A 15,424-nucleotide genomic window follows, 5' to 3' on the forward strand; every position below is an offset into this window, starting at 1 on the left:
GGCATTGCTTGTCAGTAAAAATGATGAGCAATGCTGTTTTTTTAAGTGTTTGTATTTTGCTCAAGCCAAGCAACTAAATCAGACATATTTGAAAAAGATAAAAGTGCTTCTCCTAAGCTTTCCAATTCTTCAGTAGATAATACTTGGAGACGTTCAGTTATTACAGAATCTATCTCACCAAAGCGTTTATTTAAAAGTCGTAGGGTATATTTGAATGCTTCTTGTTGTTTCCCGCGTTGTTCGCCGCGTTGTTCGCCGCGTTGTTCGCCGCGTTGTTCGCCTCTTTGTTCACCTTGTTGTTCGCCTTTCTCAAAAATATATTGATAAATTACTGATTCTTGCATCGCTTCCTCCCGTAATAATTGCAAAATCAAATTTGCTCAAGCCAAGCAACTACATCAGACGCATTTGAAAAGGACAAAAGTGCTTCTCCTAAGCTTTCCAATTCTTCAGTAGATAATACTTGGAGACGTTCAGTTATTACAGAATCTATCTCACCAAAGCGTTTATTTAAAAGTCGTAGGGTATATTTGAATGCTTCTTGTTGTTTCCCACGTTGTTCGCCGCGTTGTTCGCCTCTTTTTTCGCCGCGTTGTTCGCCGCGTTGTTCGCCTCTTTTTTCACCTTGTCGTTCGCCTTTCTCAAAAATATATTGATAAATCACTGATTCTTGCATAGTTTCCTCTCGTAATAATTGCAAAATCAAATTTCGTTCAAACTTTAAACCAGCTAAAATTTCAGTGTAAGCCGTAGTATTTTGTCTAGTCTCGATATCTGGAATTTTAGCAATTTCTTGGGCAACCTGGGATAATAAGGTTTCGGGTGAATCTGTTCGTGTTAGCGGTGCGAAAGGTAATAACGCCTGATTGCTGAGAAATTGGGCTGGATCTTGCTCCCACATTCGGATGACTCGATAGCGATGGGTTGTAACTTCGCTAACATATTCCTCAGTAAAGGCAATTTCGTCGTTTGTCTCTTGCAGAAAAATTACTACTTGTGTGACTGGAAGTTGATATGTACGTGTTAATCTCACGTAATAATCTAGCATTCTCAACCCGATGGGTGTTTTTGATTTGGTACTAGTTTGAAATTCTATATGTAAGATGCGATTTTCTGTTTTTAGAAATATTATTGAGTCAGCACGTATAGGTTCGATACTCAATTCTGTTTTTAAGATTTCAATTGTTTGCGGTTCTTGATTTAATAACCAACGCGCAAAATCCAGGGGGTAATTTTCCGCCAAGATTTTACACAGATTGTCATATTCTGCCATCTAAGTTTTATGTAATATTCGCTGTTTAAAAACATATTATTGCTTTTTGATACATCATTTCTGATCTTGTTATCTGGACAATAATCAATCTTGGTTGTAGTATATGTAATATAACCTGCGTGTCCCGACTGGTGTGAGCCTACATACTAGTACGAGAGGAACGGTAACACTGTCAATACAGTGGGCGTGTGAGAACGGGGAGTGCGAAGAATCTGGGAGGTGGGCTTAAAAGTGGCCATCCTTGAAAGAGTGTTTAACAACTCACCAGTGGAGTCCCCCTAGTAACTGAGAAAGCGCAATGCTCCACCAACTTACACGCGGGATTGGAGACTGGGGATTGGGGACTGGGGACTGGGAAGAGAAATTTTGATGCGATCGCCTTTATCCTCTCTCTGCGCCTCTGCGTGAGTTTTCCATAAATATTTGTTCACTGCGCCCCATTCCATCTCAGCATATGACTAGTATTAATAAACTAATTAATCAAATTGCGATCGCCCAAAGCAATTTGCAAACTACACAATTTCTCGCGCCTTGTGTCAAAGGTGGAAAAGTCCGCACACGGGTAGCTGGAATGATTTACATCTTTACACCAAAGCCTAGTAAATTTGAAGGCTGGGGTATTTTTCAACCTGTGGACGAAAAGACAGCCAAGGTCATAGAATCAGCAGATTTACCCCAAATAGCAGAATATTTACAGCATTTTCCCCAAATTCGCCTACGATTAGCACACCAAATACAAAAACAAACTTGGTTAGCCTATCCCGTGAATGAAGCAGATATGCGTCAACGGTGGAAAATGGTGAAACCTATAGCAGTTCATTTAGTGTCTGAGGGTAATATCTTTGAGCAAATTATAGCCCGTTGGCATGGTGAATCATGCTGGTTTGAAGATATTGATCGTCGTGCTGATCCGGTTGTTAGTGAAATTTTGCAATCTGCTATCAAGCAATTAATTGCTGTGGATGAGTTGCAGTTTAAAGGGATGACACCAGAAATCCGCACAGTCTATGAGTTAGCAACTCAACGCGTTGAAGGTTTCAATCAACCCCAACAGGATGAAAAGCGACTGCGAAAAGCATTACAGATGGGTGGTGGTGAATTACAACAATTTAACGATCGCGGTGATTATTGGACAGTTGATTGGACAACTGGTGATGGTGTGCGTCACAGTAGCGCGATCGCCAAATCAGACTTAACTGTGATGAGTTCTGGTATTTGCTTGAGTGGACGCGATCGTGATTTTGATTTGCAATCTTTAGTAGGTGTGATGGAACAGCAGGAGTAGTGAAGAACATGAGTATATTTTTTCACGAACAACTTTACCGTAGTCATGCTGTGATGGCAAAGTTGAAAGATTATCCTGTGACTATTTGTGGTGCGGGTGCGTTGGGAGCTAATATAGCTGAGAATCTGGCTCGGTCTGGTTTTGATAAACTAACGGTGATAGATTGCGATCGCATTGAAGAACGCAACCTTTCCACTCAGCCTTACTACCGTGGTGATGTTGGCGCGTTCAAGGCGAAAATTTTAGCTAACAATTTATACCGCGCGATTGGGACTAAAATTGATGCCAAAACTAAGGAATTGACATCAGAAAATACGGCTCAACTACTCAAAGATAGCCAGTTAATTATTGATGTATTTGATAATAGCGTCGCGCGTCAGGCGGTAAAAGATTATGCTGATCAATTCCAAATTCCCTGTATTCATGCTGGGTTGTCAGCCGATTATGCGGAAGTAATTTGGAATGAGGTTTATCGTGTTCCTTCCGATGTTAACGATGATGTCTGTGATTATCCACTGGCGCGGAACTTGGTGATGTTAACTGTGGCTGTGACTGGTGAGGCAATTATTTCATTCATCGCCACACAGGAACAGCGTAATTTCACCATTACCCTGAAAGATTTAACTGTGCAATCTCTGTGACTGCATAAAACTACCAACCCCAACGTACAAATTATTGAAGGATAGCAATGGGGTTGAATCAATGCTGCCACGTCAATTGGTGACTTGTTCTGTATTAGCGTTAAGCATTACATCTGCTGCTTTTTTTGGTAATACAAATTCTGCCTATGCTTTTGGTGGTAAGTGTGGTGATTCTGCCTTACCTTGTAATGAAACTGCACCCGCTAATATTAAAACCGTCCAGATTAAGTACACAATTGAAAATAAAACAAGACGGACGATTAAATTTAGATTACCTAGTGGCAGAACTTATCAGCTTGCACCAGGTCAACGTGGCAATTATAAAAATACAGCAACTCCTAACCGTCTCCGCATTTTTATCTTTGATACCAATAAATCTTATGCACTCAAGAATGGTAACTATCAATTTAGACAAAGTGCAACAGGTAATAAGATTTACTTTGTTCGCGCTCCTAAAGTTACCAGAGTGACTATAAATAAACTGGGAATTGCCCCAGTTTTGAGTAAACCACCTGTTTTAATTCGTAAAACTCAGACAGTAGTAGAACCAACTCCAGAGACTACAGAGACGGAGTTACCAGACCAAGATTTACAGAATTTAGATTCACAGGAAACCTTAGAAACTGATTCTAACTCTCAATCTGATTCAGTTTTACCAACTCTGATTAATAAAGTTGGTGATGTTTTGATCACTTATATTAATCACCAATCTAATAATAATTCTGAACCCAACACCGAAGAAAATCAAAACCTAGAATCCGAAGAAAATACAGAAATTGAGAGTAATTTACCTGATAGTCCACCTCAAATTGCCCAAGCTGGCAACTCTATAGATCAGGTTTTAGCTAAATGGGGATGGACTAAAGTACCCTGTAATTCGGAAGTAGTATCAATTACAGGATTAGGTCAAGAAACAGTATGTGTCAATCCCACTAGTGAAATTCCATCTGGGCAATATCAATACAATCAAACTTCTCATCAACTTACGCCAATAGCTCAGTAAAACTTTAATTTTTTCTCTACATTATCAATTCAATTATCTTATAGGAGTCCAACTAATGACGCAGTTTTTAACTAAATCTTCCAGCACCAAGTTTTTCGGACTGACATTGTTAGCTGCAATGATATTACCCCACGCACCTGCGGCGGCGGCGGAATTTTCAGACGGATGGTATCGCGTTCCCTATGCTAACGGAACGGAAGTTAAAGTTACTAATGATCACAAAACCCATAATCCAGCTGTTCGCATTGATATGCGTGGCGTGGGAGGTAAAACAGCTTATCGCATCGTGGCGGCGGCGGATGGACATATCCGCTATATAGTTGATAATCATAGCCAACGCCAAGATAAAGGCCCTTGCAATAATAACTATGTCTGGATTGAGCATTCTAACGGTGAGTGGACTAAATACTCACATATGCGGAAAGATTCAGTAACAAAAGTTGCTAAAGTTTCTGTGGGTGATTTTGTGAAAGCTGGTACTTTCTTAGGTTATGAAAGTGATGTTGGCTGTGCTTCTGGTTCACACTTACATTTTGAAGTTGCTGTTCCAGCTAACCCTAAAGACCCAATTGTGGCACAAGGCGGCTTTTTAAAAGACAACGCCAACAGCAAACGCAATCGTGTTCCGAAAATCTGTAAAGCCCCTGGTTCAATATTTGTTGATGGTAAATCTTATGTTGCCAGTGATTTACCTAGTTTTTCTCCAGGTTTTGCGGAAGTTGCTAGACATGGCGTTCCGGCTAGTGATTATCAATGTGTTTTCGACCAAATTACTAAGTCTGGCTATCGTCTAGATTGGATTGATGGTTTTGATGTCAAGGGCAAGATTTATTTTAATGCTGTTTTTCGTCCTGCAAATGGTGTGAAATGGGCATCTTTTCATAATCTCACCTCATCTCAGTACCAAGCTAAATTCAATCAATATACTAAAGCTGGTTACAGACTAAATCAGGTTGAGAGTTATCTGAATGGCAATACTATTCTATATGCAGCAATTTTTGCTAAGGAAAATGGTGCGCCATTTACGGCTTATCACGGTTTATCTGCGAATCAACATCAAAAACGCATTGATGATTTGACTAAAAACGGCTGGCGACCGATAAATATTTCTGTTGTTTCTAGAAATGGGAATCGCAGTTACGCCGCACTTTATGAAAAGACAAATATCGGTAGTTTTGTCGCTAAGTCCTTTTTGACTCCTGCACAGTATCAACAATTGTTTAATGAAAACCAACAACAGGGTCGTCAAATTGCTTACCTAAACGCCTACCAACACAATGGTCAAACTCGTTTCACCGCGATTTGGAATGCAGTCACTAAAGGAAGTTTCAAGGCGCGTCATGGTTTGAGTAGTCAGCAGTATCAGAATGAGTGGGAATCTGCACAAAATAGCGGTCTTCGCACTCGCAATGTGACTGGTTATGTGGATGGTAATTCTCCTCGATATGCTGGGGTGTGGAGAAAGTGAATTTTTTTGTCATGAGGGCTGAAGCCCTCACTACAAACCATTAAGCTGCACGACAAATAGGGGTAGGTTGTGAGCCTACCCCTTTTGTGTTTGATATTTTGCGTTCGACGGCTGCGGCTATGGGCTTTAAACTAGCAACTAAATTCACCATATCTTCCAAAGATAAAGCTTGACGGGCATCAGATACGGATTTTTCTGGTTCTGGATGACATTCAATAATTAAGCCATCTGCACCACAAGCGACAGCAGCTTTGGCGACAGGTGCGACTAACTCCCGTTTACCGACAGCATGGGAAGGATCTACAATCACAGGTAGGTGGGTGATTTGCTTAAGGGCGGCTACAGCAGCTAAATCTAGAACGTTGCGGGTGTAAGTATCGAAACTGCGGATACCGCGTTCACACAACACCACATCAGGATTTCCGTGGCTAACAATATATTCCGCCGCCATGACAAATTCTTCGATAGTGGCTGCTAAACCACGTTTGAGTAATATCGGTTTACCAGCTTGTCCTAAAGCTTTGAGCAAGTCGAAGTTTTGCATATTGCGACTACCGACTTGTAGCATATCCGCATGGGCGGCGACGACTTCGATTTGAGAAATCGCCATGACTTCTGTAATGACTGGGATATTGTAGCGCGATCGCACTTCAGCTAAAACTGCCAATCCTTCTTCTCCCATTCCCTGGAAAGCGTAGGGGGAAGTTCTAGGTTTGAAAACACCACCACGCAAAGCTTGTACAGGTGCAGCCCCTATATTTTCGGCGACTGTCTCCATTTGTTCTAAGCTTTCCACCGTACAAGGGCCACCAATAATTACCAATTCTTCCCCACCGAAAGCAACGGTTTCAGAAAGCTTGACGATGGTTTGGTGATTAGCGTGAGATTGTGCAACAAGTTTAGCGTTAATCATGATTTTAGTCTCCTAATAAATTTGGGAATTGGGCATGGGGCATGGGGCATGGGGCATGGGGCATTGGGCATTGGGAAAGCAGGGGAAGAAGAACTTCACTCATTACTCATTACTCATTACTCATTACTCATTACTCATTACTCATTACTCATTACTCATTACTCATTACTCATTACTCATTACTCATTACTCATTACTCATTACTCATTACTCATTACTCATTACTCATTACTCATTACTCATTACTCATTACTCATTACTCATTACTCATTACTCATTACTCATTACTCATTACTCATTACTCATTACTCATTACTCATTACTCATTACTCATTACTCACCCCTCACCACTCCCTTCTGAAAAAAAAACCCAGAACCTTGAGAGTTCCGGGTGCGTATGGTTTATCGACATGACGCTATTTACCCGGAACTTGGTCTAGGCCAGAAATAAAAGCTATAAAACCAGTTGCTGGAATAGGTCATCATGACGAAATTTACTCCTGAAAAAACAAAAACCGCAGAGTTCGCTCTGCGGTTCACCGGGCGGTTTCCATTAGGAAACTAATTCACCGCCGGTGAACCGCCTTAAACCAAAAATAAAAGTAACGAGTGCTGCTGAACATTTTGGAAATGGTAAGCTAAATAGATTAATGTACAACTTATATTAAGAGTAAAGATAACAGAAGGATTTGGTAGCGTCAAGACCAGTCAAGATCCAAAAAAAGCGATAAACTCATGAATAAGTTTACAAATAATAAGTTGAATTTATACAAACTAGATAATGACTTACCTAGTAATAGGCATCCTAGCTCATAGCTGAGAATCAATAACCCTAGTTTTTCTGCAATCGAGGTTTCTGAACTCTCACAATTCTTACCAATTAAGTAGGATGGCTATGTCTCTAGGGTTATATTAATAAATTTTATGTTTAAGTAATCATGATGATACTAAATTGGGATAGGTAGTATTATTTTGCGCTTCTGGAATAGCCTATGAATCAATCCAAAATTGCGATGAGTTCTATCAACAAAACAGGATAAAAAATACTACCCCTGATGATGGTAGTTATTCTAGCCAAATTGTGCATCTATCTAATCAACTGTTAAGCACAAATTACTTTCATTATGCCCAGGTCTAAAATCTTCACTACACCTTTTGATGCTCACGGTGTTTATCCTTGTCCAGTCTGCCGAGTCGGCAAGATTTCACATATACCATTGATGGAAGCGATGGGTTGTGATTTTTGCCATGAAATTTTTACTGTCAATATTGAACAACAACAAATTAAAATGCCTTCTCGACAACCGCCTTTAATTTGGCGATGGAATGGATTTAATTGGTCAGAAGTCCAATTAGAAGGTGTAGAGTTAGGTTGGGGTTATGGATTGGCAGCAATTAGTTTTGTTGTTCTGCCCACTTTCTTAATTGGAATAGTGGCTTATTATTTACCTCCCCACTTTGATGATCCTATTAGTTGGTTGCCTTATATCTGGACAATATTAACTTTTTTGTTACATTTATCAATTATTATTTGGATTTTTATAGAAATTTATCAAATACCGATATCTGCTTATTGGCAAGCTTGGAATAGATGGAGAAATAGATCAATGGAAAGATAGTTAGTTATTGTGTACTCAAAAAGTAATGTTAACTTTTGACTGGTGACTGCTGAGAGGATGTTTGAAAAGTATTGTTATTAACACCAAACTCTCTCTAACCTAACCCCCCTAGCCCCCCTTCCCTACAAGGGAATGGGGGTTTTAAAGCCTCTCTCCTTGTAGGGGAGAGGTTTGGAGAGGGGTTTTTAGTATCCTTGATGACTTTCTAAACATCCTCTGAAAGTTAACAGTTAATAATTAGATTCCTCAGTAAAAAATATATATTAGCAGGAGGATGGCGATCGCTAAAAGTTATGGAGAGATTTATCCCTTACCCGTTTCGTATAAAAATTTATTGATAGACCTAGCTGACTGCGATAGGCTTATATAATGTCAGCATCTTAACTGTTTACCGTAGAATCAAACTGTGTAAATAGTAACTCCGAAACAGCCCACTCCTATTTAAAAATATGGAGGGCTATATTTTTCTTACTTCAAGTTGATTCTCTATTAACACATCTTATGAGCGATCTGGAGCGATATTATCGGATATTAGAATTAGAGCCTGGAGCTACCCTTGAAGAAGTTAATCAGGCTTATAAAGATTTGGTATTTGTCTGGCATCCAGATCGTTTACCTAAAGATAATCTCCGCTTACAACAGAAAGCACAAGAAAAACTCAAAGCAATTAATGAAGCGCGAGAAAGGTTACGCTCTTTTAATGGTAAACATCAACATATTTATCATTCTCCATCACCTCAACCTAAGAAACCATCACCAAATAACCATCAACCACCCAAACAAAATCCTGATTTAAGTGGTAAAGATTTCAGCCGAGCTAATTTAAGTAATAAAGATTTATCGGGGAGAAATCTTAGTTATGCTAACTTGAGTGGTGCTGATTTGAGTGATACTTTTATGCACAAAGTTATCCTCAGAGGAGCAGATTTATCAGAGGCGAATTTATTTAGAGCCAATTTACTTTTAGCTGATTTAAGAGAAGCTAATTTACGCGCTGCCAATTTAATCGGTGCGGATCTTAGTGGTGCTGATTTGCGCGGTGCAGACTTAACAGGAGCGCGGATTCGTTCAGGCGATCGCTTACTGGTAAAATTAATTGGTGCAAATTTATCGGGTGCAATTATGCCCGATGGACTTGTACATAAATAGTCAATAGCTTTTCTCCTTATTTTTAAAGAAAAATTAGCATGAATATTGTAATTATCGGGTGTGGCTACGTTGGTTGTGCTGTCGCTAAATACTGGCAAAAAAATCCATCTTTGAACATTACTGTCACTACCACTACACCTGAGCGTGTAACAACATTAGAATCTATCTCTAAAAGAGTGATAGTTACTAAAGGTGATGATTTATTAGGCTTACAAGCAGCTACAAAAAATCAAGATGTTGTTCTCTTAACTGTAGGTTCAAAAGGAGGAAACTTATATCAAGAAACTTATTTAAATACTGCTCATAATTTAGCGGCTATTCTCCAACAAAATCCTACTGTTAAACAATTAATCTATACAAGTACCTATTCTATTTATGGCAATCAAAATGGTGCATGGGTAGATGAAACAACACCCCCTCAATCTGCTACTCCTAATGGAAAAATTATGCAGGCGACAGAAGAAGTTTTACTAGAGGCGGCTAGTGAAAATTTGGGCGTTTGTATCCTGCGATTAGGTGGTATTTATGGTGAGGGTAGAGAATTGATTAAAATCTTTAGCAGGGTTGCTGGTAAAACTCGTGCTGGGGATGGTAGCGAGATTAGTAACTGGATTCATTTAGATGATATCGTGGCAGCTATAGATTTTGTGCGACAACGAAACTTACAGGGCATTTATAATTTAGTCGATGATGCCCATATAACTAGTAGACAATTACTAGATACGCTATTCAAGAAATACAACTTACCCCCAGTATTGTGGGATGATTCCCTAAAGAGCGATCGCCAATATAATGTTACAGTTTCTAACCAAAAAATTAAACAGGCTGGCTATCAGTTAATTCATCCCCAAATGATTTTTTAGCAAGTACACCAGGAAATTATGCAAGCATCTCCCATCACGCAATTTTATCATTGGCGAAATTATCAATGTGCCTATAAAGTATATCGACCAAATCACTCCAATACTGGAGCTATTCCCTTATTATTAATTCATCCGATTGGGGTTGGTTTATCTGGCAAATTTTGGCAACGTTTTATTACTGAATGGTTCAGTCAGGGAAATAATAATCTCATTTATAATCCCGATTTATTAGGATGTGGTGAGAGTGATAAACCTCATGTAGCTTATACTCCCAAAGATTGGGCAGAACAATTAAAATATCTGTTGCAAAATATCATCCAAAAACCTGTAATCTTAATAGCACAAGGGGCTTTATCTCCAGTCGCATTTGAATTAGTACAACAGGAATCAAATCTAATTGCTGGTTTAGTGCTTTCTGGAACTCCAGCTTGGCCTGTAATTACTAATAAATTACCAGCATGGCGACAAAAACTATTTTGGAATCTTTTCGACTCACCTGTTGGTAATGCTTTCTATCGCTATGCACGCACTCCCAAATTCCTCTCATCTTTCTCTACCCGTCAATTATTCGCCTCAGCCGATAACGTCGATGCACAATGGTTAAATACTCTAGTTGCAGGTGCAGCAGATACAGGTACTCGTCACGCCGTATTTTCTTTTTTAGCTGGGTTGTGGAAGCAGGATTATAGTAACTTGATTTCTGCTATTCAACAACCCACATTAGTAGTTTTAGGAGCATCAGCATCAAGTATTAGCAAAGAAGGGAAAACACAAACCCCTGATGAGATTTTAGCTGATTATCTTGCCCGGTTACAGCAAGGTTATGGGGTGAAAATACCGGGACGAAATGTTTTACCCTACGAATCTACGACTGAATTTGTCAGTGCGATCGCACCTTTTGTAAGTCAGTTTACGTGACAAAGGTATTTTTACGTTAACAGTACTTTTTATACTAAAGCTTTGATGCGAACAATTGATGCTTATTAGCTGATTATACTCAAACTAAGCCAAATTTATCATGAATTTTATATAAAGGACTCGTAAAATTACATAAACAGTTTACTGATCACCAACTCGATTTTTTTGAGATCAAAATTGCCTATAAGCTTGATTATGTCTACCTTTGGCTGCAAAAAAACCAGACTCTATCATGTGTTTTTTCTGTAAAGGTATCAAACTACTACTGGCGGCATCAGTAAATTTATCCTAAGCTATTTAGTGTCTAGATGAGGAAAACACGTAGTCAAGTTTTGCTCATAGCTGAGACAAAGGCAAAGAATACACCAGGCACAGAAATTTTGCTGAGGTTAAGTATATCGAGTAGGTGCGATCGCTATGACAGGTTAAAGGAATTACCCTTTGCCATGAAGCGATGGTGCTTATTATTCCTGGAAATTTGGTATCGCTAATTTGAAATTGCCGATTAATCACACATCTAGAGGGCGTGAGCGCGTTTATTACTGTTTCAAGGGTCAAAATATCATGAAATCTTTGGCTAATTTTTTCAAGCATAGTGCTTTTACAGTGCTAGGTTTAGGTTTAGTGACTGCACCTGCCCAAGCTCTTAACATTACCACTACTGGCGACCCTAACACCTTAGTGAATGAAATTTTGGGTACTGGTATCACTATTTCCAATGTTACCTACAACGGCTCACCGGCAGCAGCAGGAACTTTCTCTGGTGGTTTGTCTTCAGGTATCGGTATAGATAAAGGTATCATTCTTACCAGTGGTAATGCTGCCTTGGCAGTTGGGCCTAACACCTCAGATGGTGCAGGATTCAATAACCCATTCCCTGGAGATGCTGACTTAAACAGCTTGATTCCTGGATTTACTACCCAAGATGCCGCTATTTTAGAATTTGACTTCGCCTCAGATACAGGTGAGTTGTTCTTCCAGTATGTCTTTGCCTCTGAAGAATATAACGAATTTACCAATAGTTCTTTTAATGATGTCTTTGGGTTCTTCGTGAATGGAGAGAACATTGCCCTCATCCCTGGAACTACCACACCAGTTTCTATTAACAATGTTAACGGTGGTAATCCCCTAGGTACTAACGCTTCTAATTCAGCATTCTTTGTCAATAATGACCCATCAGATGGCGGGCCATTTTTCGATATCCAATATGACGGTTTCACCAAAGTTTTCACTGCTAAAGCAACTGGACTGACTGGAACAAGCAAAATTAAATTGGCGATCGCAGATGCTGGTGATGGTATTCTCGATTCTGCTGTGTTTATTGCAGGTGGTACTTTCTCCTCCGAACCACCACAACCCAACCCAATTCCTGAACCTACAACTCTCATGGGTTTATTGGGACTCGGTGCTTTTGGTGTAGTCTCTAAGGTTAAGGGTCGTCAAAAACAGTCAGTTTAGTTCTAACCAGAAAAATTTGACGGAAAATCAATGGCGCGCAAGCCCCTAGATTCATCTATGGGGATAAGCGTCTAGGCGATTTTAATCGCCGTCCAACATGGTATGATTGGCATAGCTACATAAAAGAAAAGTAGCTCACCTACGTACTGCGAAAGCTCGGTTATTCGGACATCGGTAACTTGGTTAGTAGAGAGGATCGGGGTATTAAACATAAAAGTATCTGGGTTAATTCCCAGTAGTCGGGACGATGGCGTTCCCCACAGAGAAATCTGTGTAGCCCGTAAAATCGGCTCTGCCAAGGGCAGTGGAAACGTGGAAACCCTGCTTGTGGAAACATTTTTCGACCATGAGTATCAGGGAAGAATCCCCCAGCTTTTCATGAAAACGAGCGATAGCGTTGTTTTCATAGCTGTGGGGAGTACGTCAAACTCTAAAAATCTAATATTGATAACTGTCGTGTTCAACAATCAACAATACGGCAGTTTTTATTTTTGCCCAGCACTACTGAAATTAAATTAACTCTCTGATGTTGTAACTCTTAAGAATCAATTTATGATAAACAGTTGGGTCATGCAGTCAAGCTGGTGGGCAGAAATTCGCCAAACAACTTTTTAAGGAATTACTAACGGAACTCTGTCCCCCTCCGGTGCTACAGTGAAAGATGACATTGCATAATCTTATGTCTTCTAAGACCCATTCTGAAATATAGCTTCAATCATTAGGCGCAGCATGGTCACCACCGCAGAAAAAACAAACATCGGTTACATTACCCAAATCATTGGTCCTGTTGTAGACGTTAAATTTCCCGGCGGAAAATTACCGCAAATCTACAACGCTTTGACCATCAAAGGCACTAACGAAGCTGGACAGGAAATCAACCTCACCATCGAAGTACAGCAACTTTTAGGCGACAACCAAGTCCGCGCCGTTGCGATGAGTTCTACTGATGGTTTAGTACGTGGGTTGGAAGTTGTTGATACAGGCGCGCCCATTAGCGTCCCCGTAGGTAAAGCGACCCTCGGACGGATTTTCAACGTTCTGGGCGAACCCGTAGACAACAGAGGCCCCGTCAACAACGAGGAAACCTTACCCATCCACCGTTCCGCGCCTAAACTCACTGACTTAGAAACCAAACCTTCCGTATTCGAGACAGGGATTAAAGTTGTTGACCTCCTGACCCCCTATCGTCGTGGCGGTAAAATTGGTCTGTTCGGCGGTGCAGGTGTGGGCAAAACCGTGATCATGATGGAATTGATCAACAACATTGCAACCCAGCACGGTGGCGTGTCTGTATTCGCTGGTGTGGGAGAGCGTACCCGTGAAGGAAACGACCTCTACAATGAAATGATTGAATCTGGGGTAATCAACAAAGATAACCTCAACGAATCTAAGATTGCGCTGGTGTACGGTCAAATGAACGAACCACCCGGAGCGAGAATGCGGGTTGGTTTGTCTGGTTTGACAATGGCAGAATATTTCCGCGATGTGAACAAGCAAGACGTACTGCTGTTTGTTGACAACATCTTCCGGTTCGTACAAGCTGGTTCAGAAGTATCCGCGCTGTTAGGTCGGATGCCTTCTGCGGTAGGATATCAGCCAACCTTGGGTACTGACGTAGGTGAACTGCAAGAGCGGATTACCTCCACCACTGAAGGTTCTATTACCTCAATTCAAGCTGTATACGTTCCTGCGGACGACTTGACCGACCCCGCACCTGCAACTACATTTGCTCACTTGGATGGTACAACAGTACTGTCACGGGGTTTGGCAGCCAAGGGTATTTATCCCGCAGTTGACCCATTAGGTTCAACCTCCACCATGTTGCAACCCAACATTGTAGGTGATGAACACTATCAAACAGCGCGTGCTGTACAAGCAACACTACAACGCTACAAAGAATTGCAAGACATCATCGCCATTTTGGGTCTAGATGAATTGTCTGAAGATGACCGTCTCACCGTAGCACGGGCGCGCAAAATTGAGCGTTTCTTGTCTCAGCCCTTCTTCGTAGCGGAAGTATTCACCGGTTCTCCTGGTAAATACGTGAAGTTAGAAGACACCATCAAAGGCTTCCAGAAGATTCTGTCTGGTGAATTAGATGATCTGCCAGAACAGGCCTTTTACTTGGTAGGCGACATCAACGAAGCGATCGCTAAAGCCGAAAAACTCAAAGGCTAAACAGAAGTGCTGAGTAATGAGTAATAAGTAATAAGTAATGAGTAATAAGTAATGAGTAAAGTCTCTTTTTAACTCAGGATTCAGCACTTAGCACTCAGCACTCAGCACTGATAACTGATAACTGATAACTGACAACTGAAAACATGACCCTAACTGTCCGTGTAATTTCCCCAGATAAAACAGTGTGGGATGCGGAAGCTGATGAAGTGATTTTACCCAGCACTACCGGTCAGCTAGGTATCCTGAGTGGACACGCGCCACTACTGAGCGCACTGGATATAGGCGTGATGCGTGTCCGTGCCAACAAAAACCAATCTTGGCAGGCGATCGCACTTCTCGGTGGTTTTGCTGAAGTCGAAGAAAATGAAGTTACCATTTTGGTGAATGGTGCTGAACGTGGCGACAGTATTGACCTAGAAGCGGCTCGTGCTGATTATAACCAAGCTCAAACGAAATTGAGCCAAGTACCCGCAGGCGATCGCCAAGCTCAAATTCAAGCAAACCAAGCCTTCAAACGCGCCCGCGCTCGTTTTCAAGCGGCTGGCGGTTTGGTGTAGAAATACACTGAGCATATTATTGTCACAGGGTGGGCTATTTGCTCACCCTTGTTTGTTTATCTGGACTTTGTTTTTAACGCAGAGGCACGCTGAGGTAAA

Annotated in this window: 15 protein-coding genes; 12 read left to right on the plus strand and 3 right to left on the minus strand. The window is 40.8% G+C overall.

The window, feature by feature from the left end:
• Positions 1-41: 41 nt before the first annotated feature.
• Positions 42-368, minus strand: a complete 327-nt coding sequence (locus tag ACPZ3T_RS19670) for a DUF4351 domain-containing protein (protein ID WP_490271144.1) — start codon at positions 366-368, stop codon at positions 42-44.
• 2 nt (positions 369-370) lie between these two features.
• Positions 371-1,273 (minus strand): Rpn family recombination-promoting nuclease/putative transposase, encoded by a 903-nt coding sequence (locus tag ACPZ3T_RS19675; RefSeq protein WP_490271145.1) that lies wholly within the window; start codon positions 1,271-1,273, stop codon positions 371-373.
• Positions 1,274-1,727: 454 nt separating this feature from the next.
• Between ACPZ3T_RS19675 and ACPZ3T_RS19680 the strand changes: the two genes are divergently transcribed.
• From ACPZ3T_RS19680 to ACPZ3T_RS19695, 4 genes are all read left to right on the plus strand, one after another.
• Positions 1,728-2,558 carry a hypothetical protein gene (locus ACPZ3T_RS19680; RefSeq protein ID WP_490271146.1) on the plus strand — a complete coding sequence of 277 codons (831 nt, stop codon included), beginning with the start codon at positions 1,728-1,730 and terminating at the stop codon, positions 2,556-2,558.
• A gap of 8 nt (positions 2,559-2,566) precedes the next feature.
• Entirely contained in the window at positions 2,567-3,199 is a 633-nt protein-coding gene (locus tag ACPZ3T_RS19685) for a HesA/MoeB/ThiF family protein (protein WP_490271147.1), read from the plus strand.
• A gap of 61 nt (positions 3,200-3,260) precedes the next feature.
• On the plus strand, positions 3,261-4,202 hold the full coding sequence (locus ACPZ3T_RS19690; protein WP_490271148.1) for a hypothetical protein: 942 nt from the start codon (positions 3,261-3,263) through the stop codon (positions 4,200-4,202).
• A 55-nt stretch (positions 4,203-4,257) separates the two neighbouring features.
• The gene (locus ACPZ3T_RS19695; protein WP_490271149.1) at positions 4,258-5,670 is read left to right on the plus strand and encodes a peptidoglycan DD-metalloendopeptidase family protein; all 1,413 of its coding nucleotides are present in this window, start codon (positions 4,258-4,260) and stop codon (positions 5,668-5,670) included.
• Between the two features lie 40 nt (positions 5,671-5,710).
• Here the strand turns inward: ACPZ3T_RS19695 and aroF are convergent, their stop codons facing one another.
• Complete coding sequence (gene aroF / locus ACPZ3T_RS19700; protein WP_490271150.1) at positions 5,711-6,583, minus strand: 3-deoxy-7-phosphoheptulonate synthase; 873 nt, start codon at positions 6,581-6,583, stop codon at positions 5,711-5,713.
• A gap of 1,124 nt (positions 6,584-7,707) precedes the next feature.
• Here aroF and ACPZ3T_RS19705 point away from each other — a divergent pair.
• The 8 genes from ACPZ3T_RS19705 to atpC all read left to right on the plus strand — a co-directional run bounded on the left by ACPZ3T_RS19705 (position 7,708) and on the right by atpC (position 15,325).
• Entirely contained in the window at positions 7,708-8,202 is a 495-nt protein-coding gene (locus ACPZ3T_RS19705; RefSeq protein ID WP_490271151.1) for a hypothetical protein, read from the plus strand.
• A 501-nt stretch (positions 8,203-8,703) separates the two neighbouring features.
• Positions 8,704-9,351, plus strand: a complete 648-nt coding sequence (locus tag ACPZ3T_RS19710; protein WP_490271152.1) for a pentapeptide repeat-containing protein — start codon at positions 8,704-8,706, stop codon at positions 9,349-9,351.
• Positions 9,352-9,389: 38 nt separating this feature from the next.
• Positions 9,390-10,214, plus strand: coding sequence for an SDR family oxidoreductase (locus ACPZ3T_RS19715; protein WP_490271153.1), 825 nt, complete (start codon positions 9,390-9,392; stop codon positions 10,212-10,214).
• A gap of 18 nt (positions 10,215-10,232) precedes the next feature.
• Positions 10,233-11,132, plus strand: a complete 900-nt coding sequence (locus ACPZ3T_RS19720) for an alpha/beta fold hydrolase (RefSeq protein ID WP_490271154.1) — start codon at positions 10,233-10,235, stop codon at positions 11,130-11,132.
• A 308-nt stretch (positions 11,133-11,440) separates the two neighbouring features.
• Positions 11,441-11,623, plus strand: a complete 183-nt coding sequence (locus ACPZ3T_RS19725; RefSeq protein WP_490271155.1) for a hypothetical protein — start codon at positions 11,441-11,443, stop codon at positions 11,621-11,623.
• Between the two features lie 73 nt (positions 11,624-11,696).
• Complete coding sequence (locus tag ACPZ3T_RS19730) at positions 11,697-12,590, plus strand: choice-of-anchor L domain-containing protein (RefSeq protein WP_490271156.1); 894 nt, start codon at positions 11,697-11,699, stop codon at positions 12,588-12,590.
• A 729-nt stretch (positions 12,591-13,319) separates the two neighbouring features.
• Positions 13,320-14,768: a F0F1 ATP synthase subunit beta gene (gene atpD, locus ACPZ3T_RS19735; RefSeq protein WP_490271157.1), complete on the plus strand. Its 1,449-nt coding sequence runs from the start codon at positions 13,320-13,322 to the stop codon at positions 14,766-14,768.
• A gap of 143 nt (positions 14,769-14,911) precedes the next feature.
• Positions 14,912-15,325 carry an ATP synthase F1 subunit epsilon gene (atpC, locus tag ACPZ3T_RS19740; RefSeq protein WP_490271158.1) on the plus strand — a complete coding sequence of 138 codons (414 nt, stop codon included), beginning with the start codon at positions 14,912-14,914 and terminating at the stop codon, positions 15,323-15,325.
• Positions 15,326-15,424: the final 99 nt, after the last annotated feature.

It is taken from the genome of Aliinostoc maniaoense, from assembly GCF_058172895.1.

Excerpts from the sequence above, each read along its gene's own strand:
- ACPZ3T_RS19675 (WP_490271145.1), bottom strand. The coding sequence starts at position 1,273 with ATGGCAGAATATGACAATCTGTGTAAAATCTTGGCGGAAAATTACCCC.
- ACPZ3T_RS19680 (WP_490271146.1), top strand. The coding sequence starts at position 1,728 with ATGACTAGTATTAATAAACTAATTAATCAAATTGCGATCGCCCAAAGC.
- ACPZ3T_RS19685 (WP_490271147.1), top strand. The coding sequence starts at position 2,567 with ATGAGTATATTTTTTCACGAACAACTTTACCGTAGTCATGCTGTGATG.
- ACPZ3T_RS19690 (WP_490271148.1), top strand. The coding sequence starts at position 3,261 with ATGCTGCCACGTCAATTGGTGACTTGTTCTGTATTAGCGTTAAGCATT.
- ACPZ3T_RS19695 (WP_490271149.1), top strand. The coding sequence starts at position 4,258 with ATGACGCAGTTTTTAACTAAATCTTCCAGCACCAAGTTTTTCGGACTG.
- aroF (WP_490271150.1), bottom strand. The coding sequence starts at position 6,583 with ATGATTAACGCTAAACTTGTTGCACAATCTCACGCTAATCACCAAACC.
- ACPZ3T_RS19705 (WP_490271151.1), top strand. The coding sequence starts at position 7,708 with ATGCCCAGGTCTAAAATCTTCACTACACCTTTTGATGCTCACGGTGTT.
- ACPZ3T_RS19710 (WP_490271152.1), top strand. The coding sequence starts at position 8,704 with ATGAGCGATCTGGAGCGATATTATCGGATATTAGAATTAGAGCCTGGA.
- ACPZ3T_RS19715 (WP_490271153.1), top strand. The coding sequence starts at position 9,390 with ATGAATATTGTAATTATCGGGTGTGGCTACGTTGGTTGTGCTGTCGCT.
- ACPZ3T_RS19720 (WP_490271154.1), top strand. The coding sequence starts at position 10,233 with ATGCAAGCATCTCCCATCACGCAATTTTATCATTGGCGAAATTATCAA.
- ACPZ3T_RS19725 (WP_490271155.1), top strand. The coding sequence starts at position 11,441 with ATGAGGAAAACACGTAGTCAAGTTTTGCTCATAGCTGAGACAAAGGCA.
- ACPZ3T_RS19730 (WP_490271156.1), top strand. The coding sequence starts at position 11,697 with ATGAAATCTTTGGCTAATTTTTTCAAGCATAGTGCTTTTACAGTGCTA.
- atpD (WP_490271157.1), top strand. The coding sequence starts at position 13,320 with ATGGTCACCACCGCAGAAAAAACAAACATCGGTTACATTACCCAAATC.
- atpC (WP_490271158.1), top strand. The coding sequence starts at position 14,912 with ATGACCCTAACTGTCCGTGTAATTTCCCCAGATAAAACAGTGTGGGAT.